Source organism: Wenyingzhuangia aestuarii (assembly GCF_011927765.1).
Taxonomy (GTDB): domain Bacteria; phylum Bacteroidota; class Bacteroidia; order Flavobacteriales; family Flavobacteriaceae; genus Wenyingzhuangia; species Wenyingzhuangia aestuarii.
The window spans coordinates 55,108-74,380 of the sequence record NZ_JAATJG010000003.1 but is presented as its reverse complement, the minus strand read 5'-3'; the positions used below and the strand labels follow the sequence as shown (position 1 = coordinate 74,380).

Sequence of the window (19,273 nt, the reverse complement as noted above, 5' to 3'; positions counted from 1 at the left end):
TTTTAGTTTTGTATAAGAAAATGATTACATCATTCCTGGCATTCCACCACCCATTCCTGCGTGAGCATTTCCAGTTTCTTCTTCTTTAATTTCTGTTAATGTACAAGCGGTAGTTAAAATCATACCTGCAACAGAAGCTGCGTTTTCTAGAGCAACACGAGTTACTTTAGTTGGATCAATAATTCCGGCTGCAAACATTTGAACGTATTCTTCAGTTTTAGCATTGTAACCGTAGTCACCTTTTCCTTCAATTACTTTGGCAACTACTACAGATCCTTCACCACCTGCATTGCTTACAATTTGTCTTAAAGGCTCTTCAATAGCTCTGTTAATAATAGCAATACCTGTTTTTTCGTCAGCATTTTCTGTGTGTAGACTTGCTAATGCTTCTTTAGCTCTAACCAAAGCAACACCTCCACCAGCAACAATACCTTCTTCTACAGCAGCTCTAGTAGCGTGTAAAGCATCATCAACTCTATCTTTTTTCTCCTTCATTTCAACTTCAGAAGCAGCACCAACATACAATACAGCTACACCTCCAGCTAATTTAGCCAAACGCTCTTGTAACTTTTCTTTATCGTAGTCAGAAGTAGTAGTTTCTATTTGAGCTTTAATTTGATTTACTCTAGCAGCAATAGCTTCAGTAGATCCAGAACCATTTACAATAGTTGTGTTGTCTTTGTCAATAGTAATATTTTCTGCAGTACCTAAAGCTTCTAGTGTAGAGTTTTCAAGCGTTAATCCCATTTCTTCAGAAATAACAGTACCTCCAGTTAAGATAGCAATATCTTCTAACATCGCTTTACGTCTGTCTCCAAATCCAGGAGCTTTTACCGCTGCAATTTTTAAAGCACCACGTAATTTGTTCATTACCAAAGTAGCTAATGCTTCACCATCAACATCTTCAGCAATAATTAATAATGGTTTTCCACTTTGAGAAATAGGCTCTAAAATTGGTAATAACTCTTTTAAGTTAGAAATCTTTTTATCGTATAATAAAATATAAGGGTTTTCTAATTCAGCTAACATCTTTTCAGAGTTAGTTACAAAGTAAGGAGATAAGTATCCTCTGTCAAATTGCATACCTTCTACAATATCAACATAAGTTTCTGTTCCTTTAGCTTCTTCAACAGTAATTACACCTTCTTTTCCAACTTTTTCAAAAGCCTGTGCAATTAAGTCACCAATAGAATTGTCGTTGTTTGCAGAAATTGCAGCAACTTGTTGAATTTTATCTGAATCTGAACCTACAGCTACAGATTGAGAAGCTAAACCAGCTACAATAGAAGCAACCGCTTTGTCAATTCCTCTTTTTAAATCCAAAGGATTTGCACCTGCAGTTACGTTTTTTAAACCTTCTTGTACAATTGCTTGTGCCAATACAGTTGCGGTAGTTGTACCGTCTCCTGCTAAATCGTTTGTTTTAGAAGCAACCTCTTTTACCATTTGAGCCCCCATGTTTTCTAAAGGGTTAGATAATTCTATCTCTTTAGCAACAGTTACACCATCTTTAGTAATATGTGGACCTCCAAAAGCTTTGCTAATTACAACATTACGTCCTTTAGGACCTAAAGTTACTTTAACTGCATTTGCCAATGCATCAACTCCACGCTTTAATCCGTCACGTGATTCAATATCAAAAGTTATTTCCTTTGCCATTTTAAGTAAGTTTTTTGTTTAGATAATTGCTAAAATGTCGCTTTCTCTCATGATTAAATAATCGTTTCCTTCGTAAGCTAATTCAGTACCAGCGTATTTACCGTATAATACAGTGTCTCCAACCTTTACAGTAATTGGGTTGTCTTTGGTACCGTTACCTGCAGCTACTACTTTACCTGTTAATGGCTTTTCTTTTGCAGAATCTGGGATAATTAATCCAGAAGCAGTTTTTGTTTCCGCTGGAGCTGGCTCTACCAAAACTCTATCAGCTAATGGTTTAATGTTTACACTCATAATTATTTAATTAAAATTGTTATTTGTTGTTTGTACAGGAACGAAAAGTATGCCAATTCATAAACAAGATTGTTCTAAAACAAAAATGTCATCATGTGGTGACATGATGACATTTTTTTAGGTTGTTTTTTGAGATATTATTCCTCAGTGCTTTCTTCTGTTGCAGAATTGTCATTAATAATGTCTTCTATGTCTGCAGCGTTATCTTGTGCTGGAGCAACTTGATCTCTTTGTTGAATTGTTTCTTGTAATTCAGACTTGCTAGCTTCGTCCCTTGGAATTACTAAACTAGACCCTAAGATTAAAACCATTAAAGTAATAGCTAATGTCCAAGTAGCTTTGTCTAAAAAGTTGTTTGTGCTTTGTACACCTCCAATTGTACTTCCAGAACCACCTGTTAAAGATGAAGATAATCCTCCTCCTTTAGGGTTTTGAACTAAAACAATTAGGATAAGTAGTACTGCAACTACCATGATTAAGATTAACAATATATTATATGTCATGATTTATGTATTTTGTATTTTTTTTATTCTTTGTATTTGGTCTGCAAATAAACCACTTTTTTCTGGATATTTCAAACTTAAAATTTTGTAAGCTTGAATCGCATTGTCATATTTCTTTTGAGCCAAATATACCTTGGCTAGAGTCTCTGTCATTAACTCATTAGAAATGTCTGATTTTGTAGTTTTTAAACCAACAGAACTAGTTTGTGTTGTCTTTTTAACAGGACTTATTTTGGGGTTGTTCTGAATAAATTTATTGATAATATTCAGTTTTGGATTGTTTTCTTTTTTTACTTCTTTAGGTTGTTCTCTTACAATAGGAGTTGCGCTAGATAGCTGTAACCATTGATGAAAACTGTGTTTTTCTGAACGTGTAAAATGAAAAGGAGCTTCTTCTTTGTTAACTTCCGTTGTTGTTTTGGTAGGGAGGACTGGGTCTACATTGTTGTCTGTATTGGTTGTTTTTTCAATAGGTTTAACAATTTCTTCTATATGTGTAATGTAATCAAATAAGACCTCTCTGTTTACGGTGTGTGCAGCAACATTTTTTAAAGTACTATTGTATTTGTAGTGTTCTTGTTGATGATATTTTTTTAATAATATTGTTTTTGCAAACTGAAAATAAGGGAATTCATCAGCAATTCCTTCTAGATTTTCAATACTAAGGGATTCTATTTGATTAGATTTTATTGCTTGTGTGAATTCTTGCATAGTTTACCAGTTAGCTACAGAAGCATTAAAAATATTTTGATTTATTCTTTCGAATATTTCTTCAAAGGCAGTTTCTAAAGTAGTCCCTTGTAAAATTTCGTTGGCATCGTAATCGTAAAAATGGCTAAATCTTTTTTCAAAGTTTTTAGTTTCATCAGTTCTATTGTAAAAACGAACATTAAATTCAATGGTTAATCTGTTTTGTGCAGCAGTTTGATCTGCTGTGGCAGTCATTGGAGTAATGGTGTATCTGGTAATTTCACCTTCAAATTGTAAATCTCCTCCGTTTTTTACCAAGTTTAAATTGGTTTGAGTAATAAAGAAATCTTGTAGGTTAATGGTAAAATCCTGACTTAAACTAGGCTCAATTAAATCTGCATTGTTGTTAAAAAAATCTATTTGTATGGTTTTAGCATCTCCAGTATCACCTCCTGTAAAACTGTAAATACCACAACTAATAATAGTAGTTAAGGCTATAAGTGCTGTAATTTTTGATAGAATTCCTTTTAACATAATGTATTTAACTTGATGAACAAATATAGTTTATAAATCGTACTGTTTTATTTTTCGATACAAAGTTCGTTCTGAGATACCTAGTTCCTTTGCAGCTAGTTTGCGTTTGTTGCTATTGCGTTCTAAAGATTTTTTAATCATTTCTATTTCTTTGTCTTGCAAAGACAAGTTTTCGTCTTCTTCAATAGTTTCTATGTAAGGATATTCTTCGTCGTTTTCTTCTAGAGTTTCTTCTTCCTCTTTTTGATAAGCTAATAAGCTAGGATTTTTTGCAATAGGAGCCGCTAGTGCTTTAGGTAAAGAGTTTTCTATAAAAGCTTCTTTTTCTTTACCATTGTGCATAATGTTTAAGGTTACTTGTTTTAGTTCATTTAATTCTGAACGTAACTCATAAATCATTTTTAATAAGCTCGATTTTTCTTCTCCACTAAAAGATTTCTGTTCTTCTAAAATCATTGGTAAAGATGATTTGCTTAAGTCGGGTAAATAATGCTTAAGTGTTTCGGCATTTATATTTCTACTTTCTTCAATAATAGAAACTTGTTCTGCAATGTTTCTAAGTTGACGAATGTTTCCAGGGAAATGATATCTAGATAATAAATTGATGGCCTCATCATTTAAACGAACCGTTGGCATTTTGTATTTCTGAGCAAAATCTGAAGCAAACTTTCTAAACAATAAATGAATATCCTCGTTTCTATTTCTTAATGGAGGCAATTCAATTTCTATCGTACTTAATCTATAATATAAATCTTCTCTAAAAGTTCCTTTTTTAATAGCCTCTATCATTTTTACATTGGTAGCGGCTACAATTCTTACATTGGTTTTTTGAACCTCAGAAGATCCTACTTTAATAAATTCACCATTTTCTAAAACACGTAACAATCTAACTTGAGTTGTTAGCGGTAATTCTCCAACTTCATCTAAAAAAATAGTTCCACCATCGGCAACTTCAAAATAACCTTTACGAGCATTGGTTGCTCCCGTAAAAGCACCTTTTTCGTGACCAAATAATTCACTATCAATAGTTCCTTCGGGAATAGCTCCACAGTTTACAGCAATGTAATTGTTGTGCTTTCTGTGAGATAGGGAATGAATAATTTTAGGAATACTTTCTTTACCAACACCACTTTCACCAATAACCAATACAGAAATATCGGTAGGAGCTACACGTGTAGCTTTTTCGATAGATCTATTTAGTTGAGGATCGTTACCTATAATTCCAAATCTTTGTTTAATTACTTGAACAGATTCCATAGATGTTTTTTGTAATATTATTAAGCTTGTTCTACATATTCTCCTAATAAAGTAGCAGAGGTACAATCGGTAATTTTAATTTTTACAAAATCTCCCACTTTTTGCTCTCCTTTAGGGAAAACAATGGCATAGTTTTGAGAGTTTCTAGCCATCCAATGTTGATCAGATTTTTTAGAATTTCCTTCTACCAAAGCAACTACTGTTTTTCCTAAATAAGCCTGTGTATTGGCAAGACTCATTTTTCTTTGTAAATCAATAACTTCTTGTAAACGTCTCTTTTTAACTTCAGCAGGAACATCGTCTGGGAATTTTTTCTCAGCCAAAGTTCCTGGTCTTTCAGAATAAGAAAACATAAATCCATAGTCATAATTTACATATTCCATTAAACTTAAAGTGTCTTTGTGTTCTTCTTCTGTTTCTCCACAAAAACCAATAATCATATCTTGAGAAATAGCACAATCTGGTAACAAGGTTTTAATAGTATCTATTAATTCCATGTATTCTTCGCGGGTGTGCTGACGGTTCATTCTTTCTAATACGGTTGTACTTCCAGATTGAACAGGTAAATGTAAGTATCTACAAATGTTAGGATATTTTACCATGGTATGTAATACATTAATATCCATATCCTGAGGGTTGTTTGTAAAAAAGCGAACCCACATTTTTGGAAACGTACTTGCTACCATTTTTAGTAAATCAGCAAAACCAACAGCTGTAGCCTGGGCAATATCACTTGCTTTGTTAAAATCTTTTTTAAGACCACCACCGTACCATAGGTAGCTATCTACGTTTTGTCCTAATAAGGTAATTTCTTTATATCCTTTAGCTTGTAAATCTTTAATTTCAGAAATAATACTTTGCGGATCTCTACTACGTTCTCTACCACGTGTAAAAGGAACTACACAAAATGTACACATATTGTCGCAACCACGTGTAATGGTTACAAAAGCAGATACTCCGTTAGAATTTAAACGAACAGGAGAAACATCAGCATAAGTTTCTTCTTTAGATAAAAGTACGTTTACAGCATTTCTACCTTCGTTTACTTCTCCTAATAAATTAGGTAAATCTCTATAAGCATCTGGACCTACAACTAAGTCTACAATTTTTTCTTCTTCTAAGAATTTAGATTTTAAACGCTCTGCCATACATCCTAAAACCCCCACTTTCATGTTTGGATTTATTTTTTTGATGGCATTGTATTTTTGCAAACGCTTACGGATGGTTTGTTCTGCTTTTTCGCGAATAGAACAGGTGTTTACCATTACCAAATCAGCTTCTTCTAGGTTAAGAGTTGTATTGTATCCTGTTTCTGCTAGAATAGAGGCAACAATCTCACTGTCATTCATGTTCATTTGGCAACCATAACTTTCTATATAAAGTTTTTTGGTATTACCTTCCTTTTGGTCAGTAGAAAGTGGATGCCCTTGTTTGTTGGCATCAATAATTTTTTCTTCTGTCGTAATTCTGCTCATTTTGTGTAAATTTCTAAGGATGCAAATTTACACAAAATATTACGACTTGTGACAAGATGTCATAATATATCTGGTTAAGAAAATCTTAAAACATAAATTAAGAACGTAGGTTTTAATTTTTCTCCCTACTTTTGTGCCATATTAGAGTACTAAATAAGGAAGAAATTAACATATGGCAAGTAATCTTGTAATAGTAGAGTCACCAGCAAAAGCAAAGACAATAGAGAAGTTTTTAGGGAAAGAGTTTCAAGTGGAGTCCAGTTTTGGACACATTGCAGATTTGCCTTCAAACGGTCTCGGAATTGACGTAGATGGTGATTTTTCGCCAACCTATTTAGTTTCTGACGATAAAAAAGCAGTTGTTAAAAAATTAAAAGCCTTGGCTAAAAAAGCAGACATTGTTTGGTTAGCAAGTGATGAGGATCGCGAAGGAGAGGCAATTGCATGGCATTTAAAAGAACAGTTAAATTTAAAGGAAGAAGATACAAAGCGTATTGTTTTTCATGAAATTACTAAGACTGCAATTTTAAAAGCGGTAGAAAATCCAAGAAAAATTAACTATAATTTAGTTGATGCTCAGCAAGCACGTAGAGTCTTAGACAGAATTGTAGGATATGAATTATCTCCGGTTTTATGGAGAAAAGTAAAAGCAGGGTTGTCAGCAGGTAGAGTACAATCTGTAGCTGTACGTTTAATTGTAGAAAGAGAACGTAGTATTTTAGAGTTTGTAAGTGAGGCTAGTTACAAAGTAGTTGCAGAGTTTTACAATGATGAAGGAAAAAGCTTTAAAGCTACTATTTCAAAAGCATTTGATACTAGAGAACAAGCCCAAGCTTTTTTAAACGAATGTGTTGGGGCTGAATTTAAAATTACGGATTTAACCACAAAACCAGCAAAAAAATCACCAGCAGCACCTTTTACAACATCTACTTTACAACAAGAGGCAGCAAGAAAGTTAGGATATTCAGTTTCTAAAACCATGACTGTTGCTCAGCGTTTGTATGAAGCGGGGATTATTACTTACATGAGAACAGATAGTGTAAACTTATCTGAGGATGCTAAAAAAGCAGCCGCAGAAGAGATTACATCTTCATATGGGGCAGAATTTAGTAAGCCTAGAAATTATAATACTAAGTCTAAAGGAGCACAAGAAGCGCATGAGGCCATCCGTCCTACAGATATGAGTCGTCATGAAATTAATCAAGAATACGATCAAAACAGATTGTATGATTTAATTTGGAAAAGAACTTTAGCTTCTCAAATGAGTGATGCTCAATTAGAACGTACCAACGTAAAAATTGAGAACAATAAAAACAGCAAAGTGTTTACCTCAAATGGGGAGATGATTAAGTTTGAAGGTTTCTTAAAGGTATACTTAGAAGGAACAGATAACGAAGATGAAGAGCAAGATGGAATGTTGCCACGTTTAACTGTAGGTGATGTTTTAGAACACGAATATATTACGGCTACACAGCGTTTTTCAAAAGCACCTTATCGTTTTACAGAAGCATCTTTGGTAAAGCAATTAGAAGAGTTAGGAATTGGTAGACCGTCTACTTATGCACCTACTATATCTACTGTTTTACGTAGAGGATATGTAGAAAAAGGAACTATTGAGGGAGAGGAAAGAGCATATGAGCAATTTATTTTGCAAAACAACAAAGTAGCGGCTAAAACGTTAACAGAAAAAGTGGGTTCTGATAAAGGAAAATTAGTTCCTACAGATATTGGAAACATTGTAAATGACTTTTTGGTAGCACATTTCGAGAAAATTTTAGATTATGGGTTTACTGCAAAAGTAGAAGCTCAGTTTGATGAAATAGCAGAAGGAAATGAGGAGTGGATTGGAATGATCAAGGAATTTTATCAAGGATTCCATACTGTTGTAAAAGATGTTGCCGAAAATGCAGAAAGAGAAAGTGGAGAACGTATTTTAGGAACACATCCAGAATCTGGTAAAACCGTTTTAGTTCGTTTAGGTAAATTTGGTCCTTTGGCTCAAATTGGAGGTCCCGATGACGAAGAAAAAGAATTTGCTAGCTTGTTAAAAGAGCAAAACTTAGGAACTGTTACCTTAGAAGAAGTTTTAGACCTATTCTTATTACCTAAAAACTTAGGAGAATATAAAGGAGAAGAAGCCGTAGTTTCTAACGGTCGTTTTGGTCCTTATATTAAATACGGAGCTATGTACGTTTCTTTAGATAGAGGAGAAGATCCTATGTCTGTAGATTTTGACAGGGCTGTAGAATTGATAGAAGCAAAAATAAAAGCTGATGCTCCTATTGCAGAGTACGAAAATTTACCTGTACAAAAAGGAGTAGGTCGTTTTGGACCTTTTATCAAATGGAATGGAATTTTCATCAACGTAAATAAAAAATACGATTTTGATAATTTATCTTATGATGATATTGTTGAATTAATTGAGGTTAAGAAGCAAAAAGAGATAGATAAAGTTGTTCATAACTGGGAAGAAGAAGGTATTAGAGTAGAAAAAGCTCGTTGGGGAAGACATAATATTTTAAAGGGAAAAACAAAAATTGAATTAGCTAAAACAATAGATGCACCTGCTTTAACGTTAGAAGAAGTAAAAGATATTATAGAGAAGAATGCTCCTAAGAAAAAAACAAGAGCAAAAAAAGCCCCAGCTAAAAAAACAGCTGTAAAGAAAACGACTGCAAAGAAAACAGCAACTAAAAAAACTCCTAAGAAGTAAGCTTAGTTTATGATTCAAGATTTTTTTACGCCCATACCTAAAGACGTTTTTAGTGAAAACGAAAATTCTGGAGATTTTTTCGAAAGTCAGATAGCAAAGCACACTAGTGAACAGGGGTTTCCTGATTTAGAAAATGTTAGTTTGGCTATTTTTGATGTTAGAGAAGGTAGATTAGCGGTGGGAAATCAAGAAACAGCTATTGGAGCGGACGATATTCGTAAAGAATTGTACAAACTTTATTTAGGTAATTGGAATGTTTCCATTGCTGACTTAGGAAGTGTCAATCAAGGAAATAGTGTTTCCGATACGTATTATGCCGTACAAGAAACAGTTTCTTTTTTAGTAAAGAAGAATATAGTTCCTATTATTATAGGAGGTGGTCAAGATTTGGTGTATGCAAATTACAGAGGATACAATCAACTAGATCAGGTGGTTAATTTAGCAGTAGTGAGTCCAAAATTTAGTTTTGGAAATATAGAAGAAGAGTTAAATTCAAATTCTTATTTAAGTAAGATTATTTTAGAAGAGCCTTGTAATTTGTTTAATTATGCCAATTTAGGATATCAAACCTATTACAATTCTCAAGAAGAAATATCTTTAATAGAGACCCTGAGCTTTGAAGCCTATAGAGTTGGTGCATTAAAAGATATTACCATTGCAGAACCTGTAATGAGAGATGCCGATATTGTAGCCATAGATATGGGAGTTGTAAGATCTAGTGTAGCTCCTGCTAATGGAAATGCAAATCCAAACGGATTGTTTGGAGATGATATTTGTGCTATTGCAAGATATGCGGGAATAAGCGATAAAGTAACCTCTTTTGGTATTTATGAATACAACAAACTGTTTGATGTAAATCATCAAACAAGCAAGTTGATTTCTCAGATGATTTGGTATTTTATAGAAGGGTTTTCATTAAGAACAAATGATTATCCATATGGTTCAAAAGAGAGCTATTTAAAATATTTAGTCCCGTTTGAAGGGGAGGTAATTAGTTTTTATCAAAGTGATAAAAGCCAACGTTGGTGGATGCAAGTAGATGTACCCACAAAAAGTAAGTACAATAGACATGTTTTAGTGCCATGTTCTTACGATGATTATGTAAAAACAATAGAGCAAAAAGTACCCGAAAGATGGTTTAATGTTCACAAGAAGTTAACTTAGTTTAATAGCTTTATAATATGCTGTAGACTTTCATTGTAGGTTTGGATTTTTTTTCTAAGTTTACGAAATTCTATACAAAATAGATAATAAGACAATATGAAGAAAATACTGTTCCTTTCCATGATAATAACTACACTGGTTAGTTGTGGAGGTTTTGGTGATCGTGGAGAACTTATAGGATCAAAAGCAGAAACTGCATGGTTTGCAGAAAAACCGTTCGGTATGGTTTTGGTTCCAGGAGGTTCTTTTACTATGGGTAAAACAGAAGAAAATAGGTGGGGTGGATTTGAAGTTCCTCCTAGATCTGTATCTGTAAAAGAATTTTTTATGGATGATACTGAAATTACCAATAGCGAATATAAAGAATTTGTATACTGGGTTAGAGATTCTATCGTAAGAACAGAGTTAGCCAATTATGCAGAGTCTATTGTTGGTGCTTCTAAAGAAGATGATAAACGTTTTTCTATTGCAGATTACAAATACATCGAACCAAAAATAGGAAGTGCTGCTGAAGAAGAAAACTATACTCCTTACCAAAAATACATGATTAAAACTTATGGAGTGATTAGTCAAAATCATAAAGGAACTTTGCCTTTAAATTGGAGTGTACCCTTAATGTGGAGAGCTGATGAGTTTCCAGATGAAGAATATGCAGAGGTAATGGATCAATTATATTTACCAAGCGATGATGCTGGAAATGTTAGAGTTTTTGATATTTCTTTATTAAAGTATTCATATTTATCTAAGCACAAAAGTAACATTATGAATGTTGCTAAAAAGAATGTTTATGATGAGGTAGATATTAATGTATATCCAGATACAGCTGTGTGGGCTAAAGATTTTGCTTACTCTCATAACGACGTAATGGTTAAGAATTACTTTTGGCACACGGCTTACGAAGAGTATCCGGTTGTTGGAGTTAGCTGGAATCAGGCTAAAGCTTTCTGTAATTGGAGAACTAAAAAGAAAAATGACTATTTAAAAGCAATAGGGTCAGGAGTACAAACACCAGATTTTAGATTACCTACAGAGGCTGAATGGGAATTTGCTGCTAGAGGAGGTATAGAAAACGGTAAATATCCATGGGGAGGTCCATATGTAACGGATAGACATGGTTACTATTTAGCAAACTTTAGACCTAAGCGTAATAATTTAGCTGCAGATGGATTTACTTATACTGTAGAAGCTTTATCATTTCAAGCAAATGATTATGGATTGTATAACATGGCAGGAAACGTGTCAGAATGGACATCTACAGCTTACAATACTTCAGCATCTTATGTAACATCATCTTTAAATGTTGATGTAGATGATCCTACCAATAAACGAAAAGTAATTAGAGGTGGATCTTGGAAAGACATTGCTTATTTTTTAGAAGTAAGTACACAAGATTACGAATATGCAGATTCTGCTAAATCTTACATTGGATTTAGAACTGTACAAGACTATTTAGGTGAAGCTAGATGGGGAGGATTAGATTATTAAAAAAACTAGATTAAATAAATTATACTATACTATGTTACACTCAAAAGGATTTAAAAAGTTTATGGCAATGGCCTATGGTATTGGAGGAGCTATCGTTATTATTGGGGCTTTGTTTAAAATTATCCACATGCCTAATGCAAACCTAATGTTAATTGTAGGTTTAGGTACCGAAGCTTTAATTTTCTTATTATCAGCATTTGAACCTTTGCCACAAGAGGAGTTAGATTGGTCATTAGTGTATCCTGAATTAGCAGGAGGTATGGGATCTACAAAAAAAGAAAAAGAAAGTCCAGAAGGAGTTTTAACTAAAAAGATAGATGAAATGTTAGCTGCTTCTAATTTAGATGCAGATGTAATTAACAAATTAACAACAAGCATGAATAATTTGTCTGCTGCTGCAAAACAAATTGGAGAAAGTTCAAGTTCTGTTGCCGATACTAGTAAGTATAACAAAGAAATTAATTCTGCAGCAAATCACTTAGAAAAGATTAACTCTATGTATGCTACTCAAGAAGATAGTATGACGAAAGTACAATCTGCTCAAATGGAAGTATTAAATAATCAATCTAAGTTGGTAAGTTCAGTTTCTGAAAAATCAGAAGAATTAACAAAACAAATGGAAACGTTGTCTAAAAATATAGCTTCATTAAATAATGTGTATGGAGGTATGTTAAGTGCAATGGGGAATAAGTAATCTCTGCATATAAGCTAGTAATAACAAAAAAACTAAATTTTTATGGCAGTAGGTAAACAAAGCCCTAGACAGAAAATGATAAATCTGATGTATTTAGTGCTAATGGCAATGTTAGCATTAAACGTATCGTCGGAGGTTATGGAGGCTTTTTCTAAATTGTTTGATAGTTCTGAAAGTACTATAGAAACAAACATAGTTAAGAATAAAGAGACTTTAGCAGAGTTAAAAAGATTGAGTCAAGAAAATGAAGCTCAATATGGAGTGTTATACAAAAAGGGAGAACAGGTAAGAGAATTATCTGAAGAATTGATAAATGAATTAACTCTTTTAAAAACTAAAATTATATCCTCAGTAGAAAAGGATCCTGAAACAGGTAAATTACCTGCAGCAGATATGGATAAAAGTGAGGTGGTAGATAGTTATTTATTTAGTGCAAATGGTGCTTCTAAAACGGGTAAAAGATTTATAGAAACAGTTCAAAAGTATAGAACAGAAATGTTACAATTGGTAGAAGATCCAACTGTAAAAAATCAGATAAATGCGAGTTTTGATACAAAGCCAACAAAAGTTGATGGTGTTAACATTCCATGGTTAAACTATAATTTTTACGGTTTGCCATCTATAGGTTCTTTAGCTGTATTATCTAGCATGGAGAATGTAGTGTTGAGTATTGAAAACGAAACATTAAGTAGTTTTATTTCTGGACGTTTAAAGAAAGCTACATCAGCAACAAATTTAGAAGCTTTTGTAAAGTTAAATAAGAATACATTTAGCCCAGGAGACAATGTAGAGGCAACAGTATTTTTAGCAAGTAAGGATGATACAAAAGTTCCTAATGAAGTTAAAATTAACGGAGCTAAAATAGATTTAAAAAATTCTAAAAACTTTGTAGACGGTAAGGTTGTTTATAAATTTAAAGCGGGAGCAGTAGGAGATAGACCTATTGTGGGAAGCTTTACATTTATTGAAAACGGTAAACCAGTAGTGGTTCCTGTAAATGGAAATTATTCAGTAGTAGCAGGCTCTAATCAAGCTATTGTTTCTGCAGATAAAATGAATGTAGTTTATAGAGGTTTAGACAATCCTATTACTATTTCTATGCCAGGTATTAGCCCTACAAAAGTAAAAGCAAGTGCTTCTGGTTTAAGAAAACAAAGTGGATCTAGCTATATGTTAAAACCAGGTACAGGTAAAACTGTAAGTATAAATGTTAGTGGAACAACAGACTCTGGAGAAACAATTAAATCTCCACCAGTAACGTTTAGAATTAAAGATGTACCGCAAGCAATGGCAAGTATTAGAGGTGAATATGGTTCTATAACAATGCCTAAAACAAGTTTAGCAAAATCATCTGTAGCAGCTGGTTTACCTGATTTTGTTTTTGATTTAGATTTAAAAGTATTAAGTTTTAAAGTAAAGGTTCCAGGTAAAACTACTGTAATAGTAAACGGAAATAGAATGAATTCTCAGGCTCAAAAAGCGATTGCATCTGCTAAAAGAGGAGATATTGTTACTATCTTTGGTATTAGAGCAAGTATTATTGGAAACTCATCGTATAAGCTTAAAGAAGTATTACCAATTAGTGTAGAAATTTCTAATTAAGAACTAGAATGAAGAATTATAAGTTAGTTAGTGCATTTATGTTTTTGTTTTTTGCAACAACTTTAATTGCTTTTTCACAATCAAACTACGGTTTGTTAAATGCAAAAAAGGCAAGTGAAATTGGAGCAAAGTCAGAAGACAGAGTGCGTTTAGATCACGACAAGCCATTACCATATGAATATGTTGATGAGCGTGATATTTTGTGGTCTAAAGTAGTTTGGGAGTCTATAGATTTGTATCAAAAACAAAACTATAGATTGTATTATCCAATTAATGAAGAAAATGTATTAGCCAATACAAAGTCTTTGTTTTCAACTTTGTTAGACAATATCAGAAATGGTAAAATTACAGAGGTGTATGAAGATTCACAATTCATTAATAAATTACCTGTATCTGAGGTTGAAAAGAAATTAGTAAGAATTGATACAGCTAGTTATGGTTATGACATGTTAAATCAAGGAGAGACTAATATTGATGAGTATATTGATAAAAACTTTATCAAAGCGCAAGATATTCAATCATATCAAATTAAAGGAATTTGGTATTTTAATAAGATAACAGGTCAAATGAATTATCGTTTGTTAGCCATTGCACCTATGGCTCCAGATGTACAAACTATTGGTAGAGATGATATTATGGATGATGCATTTTATCCTTTGTTTTGGGTGTTCTATCCTGATGCTAGAACGGTATTGCACAACTCTCATCCTACTAAAAATGGATTTGCAGCTCACGTAGAATCTTATGATTATATTTTAAATACTAGAGCGTTTTCATCGGTAATTATTAAAGAAGAAAACATGTTTGGTAATAGAAGTATTAACGAATATATAAGAGGGAATTCTTTATTCCAATTAAGAGAGGCAGAAAAAATTAAAGATGAAATTAGAAATCTAGAATCCGATATGTGGACCTATTAGATTACAATTTATTAATATTTATATAAAAGAAACCTTCAGTAATGCTGAAGGTTTTTTTTTATTCTTGCTAGCTATGAATTAATAGTTTGATTATGTCGTTAGTGAGTTCAAAAGATTTTGCAGCTTTATTAAAGCTTGATAAGATTCCTGTATTAGGTTTTTTAATAGGGAAGTTTTTTTTATTCGTTACCCAACTAAACAAAGCGAATAAGGTGTATGACAAATACAAACACAAACCCATTTTACCTTATTTAAATGGTTTGTTAGAAGAGTACGAAATTAAGTTTCAAGTTTCTCAATCGGACTTAGATAAAATTCCAAGAGAAGGAAGTTTTATTACCATTTCTAATCATCCTTTAGGAGGAATAGATGGAGTTCTATTGTTAAAAAATGTGTTAGAAATTAGAGCTGATTATAAAGTCATCGCAAATTTTTTATTACAAAAACAAGCTCCTGTAAGCCCATATATTTTACCTGTAAATCCCTTTGATGATCGAAAACAAGATCAATCTAGTGTTAAAGGATTAATCACGGCTTTAAAACATTTAAAAGAAGGTAATTCTTTAGGTATTTTTCCTGCAGGAGAAGTTTCTACTACAAAAGAGAGAAATATATATGTTGATAAAACTTGGGAAGATGGAGCTATTAGGCTTATCAAAAAAGCAAATGTACCTGTAGTCCCAATTTATTTCCATGCTAAAAATAGCTGGCTTTTTTATTTGCTAGCTAAATTAAGTCCTGTGTTAAGAACGTTAAAATTACCATCGGAACTTGGTAATAAAAAAAGACAAGTCATTCATATTAAAATTGGAGCACCCATTAAAGAAAAGGAAATCCAAAAAATAGATGACTTAACTGTTTTAAACAACTTTTTAAGAGAGAAAACTTATTTGTTGTCCAAATCCTTTCTAAGGAAAAAAAAGTTGGTAAAACAATACAGAAAACGTTTAAAAAAACGCGTTAAGCAAGTTGCTTTGCCCAAAAATCAAGAAGATATTTGCAAAGAGATTGATGCTATTAGAGAACAGAAAAAAAGATTGTTTGTATCTAATGAGTATGAAGTGTTTTTTACCAAAGCCGTTTTAATTCCAAACTTAATGGAAGAGATAGGTAGACTTAGAGAAATTACCTTTAGGTTGATTGGAGAAGGAACTAATAAAAAATGCGATACCGATAAATATGACGATTATTACCATCATTTAATTTTGTGGAATAAAGAAGAGCAAAAATTTGTAGGTGCTTATCGTATGGGGTTAGGGGAAGAAATTTTTAAGCGTGGAGGTTTTCAAAGTTTTTACGTAGCTAATTTTTTTAAATTTTCATCAGAAATGGATGTAAAGCTTCCGGAAACTATAGAAATGGGAAGGGCTTTTATTGTGCCAGAATTTCAACAAAAACCTATGCCTTTATTTTTACTATGGAGAGGAATTGCTGCCGTAACTGTTAAATATCCTCAATATAAATATTTAATGGGAGGAGCCACTATTAGTAATTTGTTTACCAATTATTCAAAATCTACGTTGATGTACTTTTTAGACAAGTACTATAGCAATAATGAGGTTAAAAATTACATAAGCTCTAAAACCCCATTTGAGGTTGACTTAACAGATAGTGAAAAATTTTACTTAGAGAATCAGATTAACGGTGATGTTAAAAAGCTAGATAAGTTGATTAAAGAGGTAGAGGGTGATAAATTACGACTGCCTGTTTTAATTAAACAATACATTAAGCAAAATGCAAAATTTGTTGCCTATAATATAGATCAGGATTTTAATGATGCTATTGATGCCTTAATTTTTATGAAAATTGAAGACATTCCTAGACATACTATAGAACCTATTTTAAAAGATGTAATTATAGAAAACTAAGAGTGTTGTTCTAGTTGATATTGTTTTATTTCGTCTATAAAAGTCCGATCGTTATATAACCTTGGTACTTTGTGTTGCCCCCCTAATTTGTTTTTGCTTTTTAACCAATAGTGAAATTGGTCTTTACTAGCAATACTTATTACAGGTAGGGTTAAGGTAATATCTTTGTATCTCTTTGCTTCATAATCTGAGTTGATGTTTTGTAAGGCAGTATCTAAAGCATTTTGAAAATCAGTTATACTACTTGGGTCTTGTTCAAACTCAATTAACCATTCATGGCTTCCTTTTTCGTTTTCTGCCATAAAAATAGGAGCAGCAGTATATTCTTTAATCAATGCATTGGTTTTGTTACAAGCAATTGTTAAAGCTTCTTCAGCATTTTCAATAATCAGTTCTTCTCCAAAAGCATTAATAAAATGTTTGGTTCTTCCTGTTATTTTAATTCGGTGTGGAGTAATAGATGTAAATTTAATAGTATCACCAATAATATATCTCCATAAACCAGCGTTGGTGGTAATCACCATTGCATAATTCTTATCAACTTCTACTTCGGATAATGCAATTGTGTTAGAGTGAATACTTTTATACTCATCCATAGGAATAAATTCATAAAAAATTCCGTAATCTAACATTAGTAACAGCTCATCACTGTTGTTTTGATCCTGAATAGCAAAAAAGCCTTCGGAAGCATTGTAGGTTTCGTAATATTTAAACGTATCAGAAGGAATTAATTTTTTGTATTGTTCTCTATAAGGATTAAAATTTACTCCTCCATGAAAATAAACCTCTAGGTTAGGCCATACCTCTAAAATGTTATTTTTTCCAGTATATTTTAACACACGTTCTAGTAGAACTAGCATCCACGATGGCACTCCAGCTAAACTTGTAATATTTTCGTTCACCGTTTCTTTAATAATGGCATCCATTTTAGATTCCCATTCAGACATTAAAGCCACTTCTTGTTTAGGAGCACTGCTCATGTCTGCCCATAGCGGTAAGTTTTCTATAATAATAGCAGATAAGTCACCAAAGTAAGCATCGTTGTCTTCGTACACAGCACTACTACCTCCAAGTCGTAAATTTTTACCGGTAAATAATTTTGCATCTTCATTGTTGTTGCAAAATAAAGTTAGCATGTCTTTTCCTCCTTTAAAATGGCATTGTTTAATGGCATCTTCACTCACAGGAATAAACTTGCTTTTAGAATTGGTAGTACCGCTAGATTTAGCGTACCATTTAATTTTGTTGGGCCAAAGAATACTGTTGCCTGTGGTTCTTTGTTCTTGAATATAAGGGCTTAGTCCCTCGTAGTTTATTAACGGAATTTTAGTTTTAAAATCCTCATAGGTTTTAATTGTTTTAAACTCATATATTTCTCCATAGCTAGTTTTAGCTGCAGTTCTTAGTAGTTGTAACATTTGTTCAATTTGTACCTCTACAGGATACTTTACAAAAAGTTCTACTTGATGTTTTCTTTTTTTAAGAAACCACGAAATAATTGAGTTTACAATAGGCAATGCCATAGATTAAAATACTATTTACGGGTTAAAAACTATATCTTTGATAATCTAAATTTAGTTTTTTTCTATGAAATATCAGGGTGTATTAACAAAAATGGCTACGGAAAATACAGAACAAGTACAGTATTATTTAAATACGTCTTCTCATGTATTGAATTTAAATCAGTTACTTAATAAAACCATGGCCATTACTTTTGATGGTTATCAATGTTTATGTTGCGGTAAAGAGAAAAAAATATTTAGACAAGGACATTGTTATGAGTGTTTTTACGAGCAACCAGGAGTGGCAGATTGGGTGATGAAACCAGAATTAAGTAAAGCTCATTTAGGAATAGAAGATAGAAATTTAGCCTACGAAGAAAAGGCACAATTACAACCACATATTGTATACTTAGCTTTGTCTAGCAACGTAAAAGTTGGTGTTACTAGAAAAACACAGGTTCCAACGCGTTGGATAGATCAGGGAGCTAATAAAGCTATTCCTTTTGTAGAAGTGCCTAACAGATATTTAGCAGGAATTACAGAAGTTGCTTTAAAAGAATTTGTAAGTGACAAGACTAGTTGGCAAAAAATGTTAAAAAATGATGTTGCTGATCAGGATTTGATTGCTGTTAAAAAGGAATTAAGACAATATTTACCAGAAGAGACTAAAGAGTATTATGTAAATGAAGATCTTATTTTAGAACTAAATTATCCGGTAGAAGAATATCCTACCAAAGTAGGTAGTTTAAATTTAGAGAAAGAAAACTTTTACCAAGGAGTGTTAAAAGGAATTAAAGGTCAGTATTTAATTTTTGCTGATGGAAAAGTTTTTAATGTTAGAAGTAATGAAGGTTACAAAGTAACTATAGAAATATCATAAAAAAGCGACTCCTTTGAGTCGCTTTTTTATGGG

General features: G+C 32.5%; 16 protein-coding genes. 8 read left to right on the top strand and 8 right to left on the bottom strand.

The window, feature by feature from the left end; all coding sequences use genetic code 11:
* Positions 1–24: 24 nt before the first annotated feature.
* From groL to miaB, 7 genes are all read right to left on the bottom strand, one after another.
* Positions 25–1,659: a chaperonin GroEL gene (gene groL, locus GGR97_RS03795; RefSeq protein ID WP_167897109.1), complete on the bottom strand. Its 1,635-nt coding sequence runs from the start codon at positions 1,657–1,659 to the stop codon at positions 25–27.
* A gap of 18 nt (positions 1,660–1,677) precedes the next feature.
* Positions 1,678–1,953: a co-chaperone GroES gene (locus GGR97_RS03790; RefSeq protein ID WP_167897108.1), complete on the bottom strand. Its 276-nt coding sequence runs from the start codon at positions 1,951–1,953 to the stop codon at positions 1,678–1,680.
* Between the two features lie 137 nt (positions 1,954–2,090).
* Positions 2,091–2,456 carry a preprotein translocase subunit SecG gene (gene secG, locus GGR97_RS03785; RefSeq protein WP_209272315.1) on the bottom strand — a complete coding sequence of 122 codons (366 nt, stop codon included), beginning with the start codon at positions 2,454–2,456 and terminating at the stop codon, positions 2,091–2,093.
* 3 nt (positions 2,457–2,459) lie between these two features.
* Positions 2,460–3,167, bottom strand: a complete 708-nt coding sequence (locus GGR97_RS03780; RefSeq protein ID WP_167897107.1) for a hypothetical protein — start codon at positions 3,165–3,167, stop codon at positions 2,460–2,462.
* A gap of 3 nt (positions 3,168–3,170) precedes the next feature.
* Positions 3,171–3,680, bottom strand: a complete 510-nt coding sequence (locus GGR97_RS03775) for an LptE family protein (protein WP_167897105.1) — start codon at positions 3,678–3,680, stop codon at positions 3,171–3,173.
* A 30-nt stretch (positions 3,681–3,710) separates the two neighbouring features.
* Positions 3,711–4,937, bottom strand: coding sequence for a sigma-54 interaction domain-containing protein (locus tag GGR97_RS03770; RefSeq protein WP_167897103.1), 1,227 nt, complete (start codon positions 4,935–4,937; stop codon positions 3,711–3,713).
* 20 nt (positions 4,938–4,957) lie between these two features.
* Entirely contained in the window at positions 4,958–6,412 is a 1,455-nt protein-coding gene (gene miaB / locus GGR97_RS03765; RefSeq protein WP_167897101.1) for a tRNA (N6-isopentenyl adenosine(37)-C2)-methylthiotransferase MiaB, read from the bottom strand.
* Between the two features lie 172 nt (positions 6,413–6,584).
* Between miaB and topA the strand changes: the two genes are divergently transcribed.
* The 7 genes from topA (at position 6,585) to GGR97_RS03730 (ending at position 16,858) form a co-directional block, all read left to right on the top strand.
* On the top strand, positions 6,585–9,125 hold the full coding sequence (gene topA, locus GGR97_RS03760) for a type I DNA topoisomerase (protein ID WP_167897099.1): 2,541 nt from the start codon (positions 6,585–6,587) through the stop codon (positions 9,123–9,125).
* A 9-nt stretch (positions 9,126–9,134) separates the two neighbouring features.
* The gene (locus GGR97_RS03755; protein ID WP_167897098.1) at positions 9,135–10,289 is read left to right on the top strand and encodes a formimidoylglutamase; all 1,155 of its coding nucleotides are present in this window, start codon (positions 9,135–9,137) and stop codon (positions 10,287–10,289) included.
* A gap of 96 nt (positions 10,290–10,385) precedes the next feature.
* Positions 10,386–11,774: a T9SS ring complex lipoprotein PorK/GldK gene (gene porK, locus GGR97_RS03750; protein ID WP_167897097.1), complete on the top strand. Its 1,389-nt coding sequence runs from the start codon at positions 10,386–10,388 to the stop codon at positions 11,772–11,774.
* Between the two features lie 31 nt (positions 11,775–11,805).
* Positions 11,806–12,468, top strand: coding sequence for a type IX secretion system motor protein PorL/GldL (porL, locus tag GGR97_RS03745; protein WP_167897096.1), 663 nt, complete (start codon positions 11,806–11,808; stop codon positions 12,466–12,468).
* A gap of 42 nt (positions 12,469–12,510) precedes the next feature.
* Entirely contained in the window at positions 12,511–14,070 is a 1,560-nt protein-coding gene (gene porM, locus GGR97_RS03740) for a type IX secretion system motor protein PorM/GldM (protein WP_167897095.1), read from the top strand.
* 8 nt (positions 14,071–14,078) lie between these two features.
* On the top strand, positions 14,079–14,990 hold the full coding sequence (gene porN, locus GGR97_RS03735; RefSeq protein ID WP_245229445.1) for a type IX secretion system ring subunit PorN/GldN: 912 nt from the start codon (positions 14,079–14,081) through the stop codon (positions 14,988–14,990).
* 92 nt (positions 14,991–15,082) lie between these two features.
* Entirely contained in the window at positions 15,083–16,858 is a 1,776-nt protein-coding gene (locus tag GGR97_RS03730) for a lysophospholipid acyltransferase family protein (protein ID WP_167897094.1), read from the top strand.
* On the opposite strand, the gene GGR97_RS03725 is transcribed toward GGR97_RS03730, so the two are convergent.
* Positions 16,855–18,381 carry a GH3 auxin-responsive promoter family protein gene (locus tag GGR97_RS03725; protein ID WP_167897093.1) on the bottom strand — a complete coding sequence of 509 codons (1,527 nt, stop codon included), beginning with the start codon at positions 18,379–18,381 and terminating at the stop codon, positions 16,855–16,857. The genes GGR97_RS03730 and GGR97_RS03725 overlap by 4 nt on opposite strands.
* A gap of 64 nt (positions 18,382–18,445) precedes the next feature.
* Here GGR97_RS03725 and GGR97_RS03720 point away from each other — a divergent pair, with 64 nt between their 5' ends.
* On the top strand, positions 18,446–19,240 hold the full coding sequence (locus GGR97_RS03720; RefSeq protein ID WP_167897092.1) for a DUF2797 domain-containing protein: 795 nt from the start codon (positions 18,446–18,448) through the stop codon (positions 19,238–19,240).
* The last annotated feature ends 33 nt before the right edge of the window (positions 19,241–19,273 follow it).

What these genes read in the sequence shown, in the direction of transcription:
- GGR97_RS03755 (WP_167897098.1), top strand. Translation starts at nt 9,135, where the DNA reads ATGATTCAAGATTTTTTTACGCCCATACCTAAAGACGTTTTTAGTGAA.
- miaB (WP_167897101.1), bottom strand. Translation starts at nt 6,412, where the DNA reads ATGAGCAGAATTACGACAGAAGAAAAAATTATTGATGCCAACAAACAA.
- topA (WP_167897099.1), top strand. Translation starts at nt 6,585, where the DNA reads ATGGCAAGTAATCTTGTAATAGTAGAGTCACCAGCAAAAGCAAAGACA.
- GGR97_RS03775 (WP_167897105.1), bottom strand. Translation starts at nt 3,680, where the DNA reads ATGTTAAAAGGAATTCTATCAAAAATTACAGCACTTATAGCCTTAACT.
- GGR97_RS03790 (WP_167897108.1), bottom strand. Translation starts at nt 1,953, where the DNA reads ATGAGTGTAAACATTAAACCATTAGCTGATAGAGTTTTGGTAGAGCCA.
- porK (WP_167897097.1), top strand. Translation starts at nt 10,386, where the DNA reads ATGAAGAAAATACTGTTCCTTTCCATGATAATAACTACACTGGTTAGT.
- porN (WP_245229445.1), top strand. Translation starts at nt 14,079, where the DNA reads ATGAAGAATTATAAGTTAGTTAGTGCATTTATGTTTTTGTTTTTTGCA.
- secG (WP_209272315.1), bottom strand. Translation starts at nt 2,456, where the DNA reads ATGACATATAATATATTGTTAATCTTAATCATGGTAGTTGCAGTACTA.
- GGR97_RS03725 (WP_167897093.1), bottom strand. Translation starts at nt 18,381, where the DNA reads ATGGCATTGCCTATTGTAAACTCAATTATTTCGTGGTTTCTTAAAAAA.
- GGR97_RS03770 (WP_167897103.1), bottom strand. Translation starts at nt 4,937, where the DNA reads ATGGAATCTGTTCAAGTAATTAAACAAAGATTTGGAATTATAGGTAAC.
- groL (WP_167897109.1), bottom strand. Translation starts at nt 1,659, where the DNA reads ATGGCAAAGGAAATAACTTTTGATATTGAATCACGTGACGGATTAAAG.
- porM (WP_167897095.1), top strand. Translation starts at nt 12,511, where the DNA reads ATGGCAGTAGGTAAACAAAGCCCTAGACAGAAAATGATAAATCTGATG.
- GGR97_RS03730 (WP_167897094.1), top strand. Translation starts at nt 15,083, where the DNA reads ATGTCGTTAGTGAGTTCAAAAGATTTTGCAGCTTTATTAAAGCTTGAT.
- GGR97_RS03780 (WP_167897107.1), bottom strand. Translation starts at nt 3,167, where the DNA reads ATGCAAGAATTCACACAAGCAATAAAATCTAATCAAATAGAATCCCTT.
- GGR97_RS03720 (WP_167897092.1), top strand. Translation starts at nt 18,446, where the DNA reads ATGAAATATCAGGGTGTATTAACAAAAATGGCTACGGAAAATACAGAA.
- porL (WP_167897096.1), top strand. Translation starts at nt 11,806, where the DNA reads ATGTTACACTCAAAAGGATTTAAAAAGTTTATGGCAATGGCCTATGGT.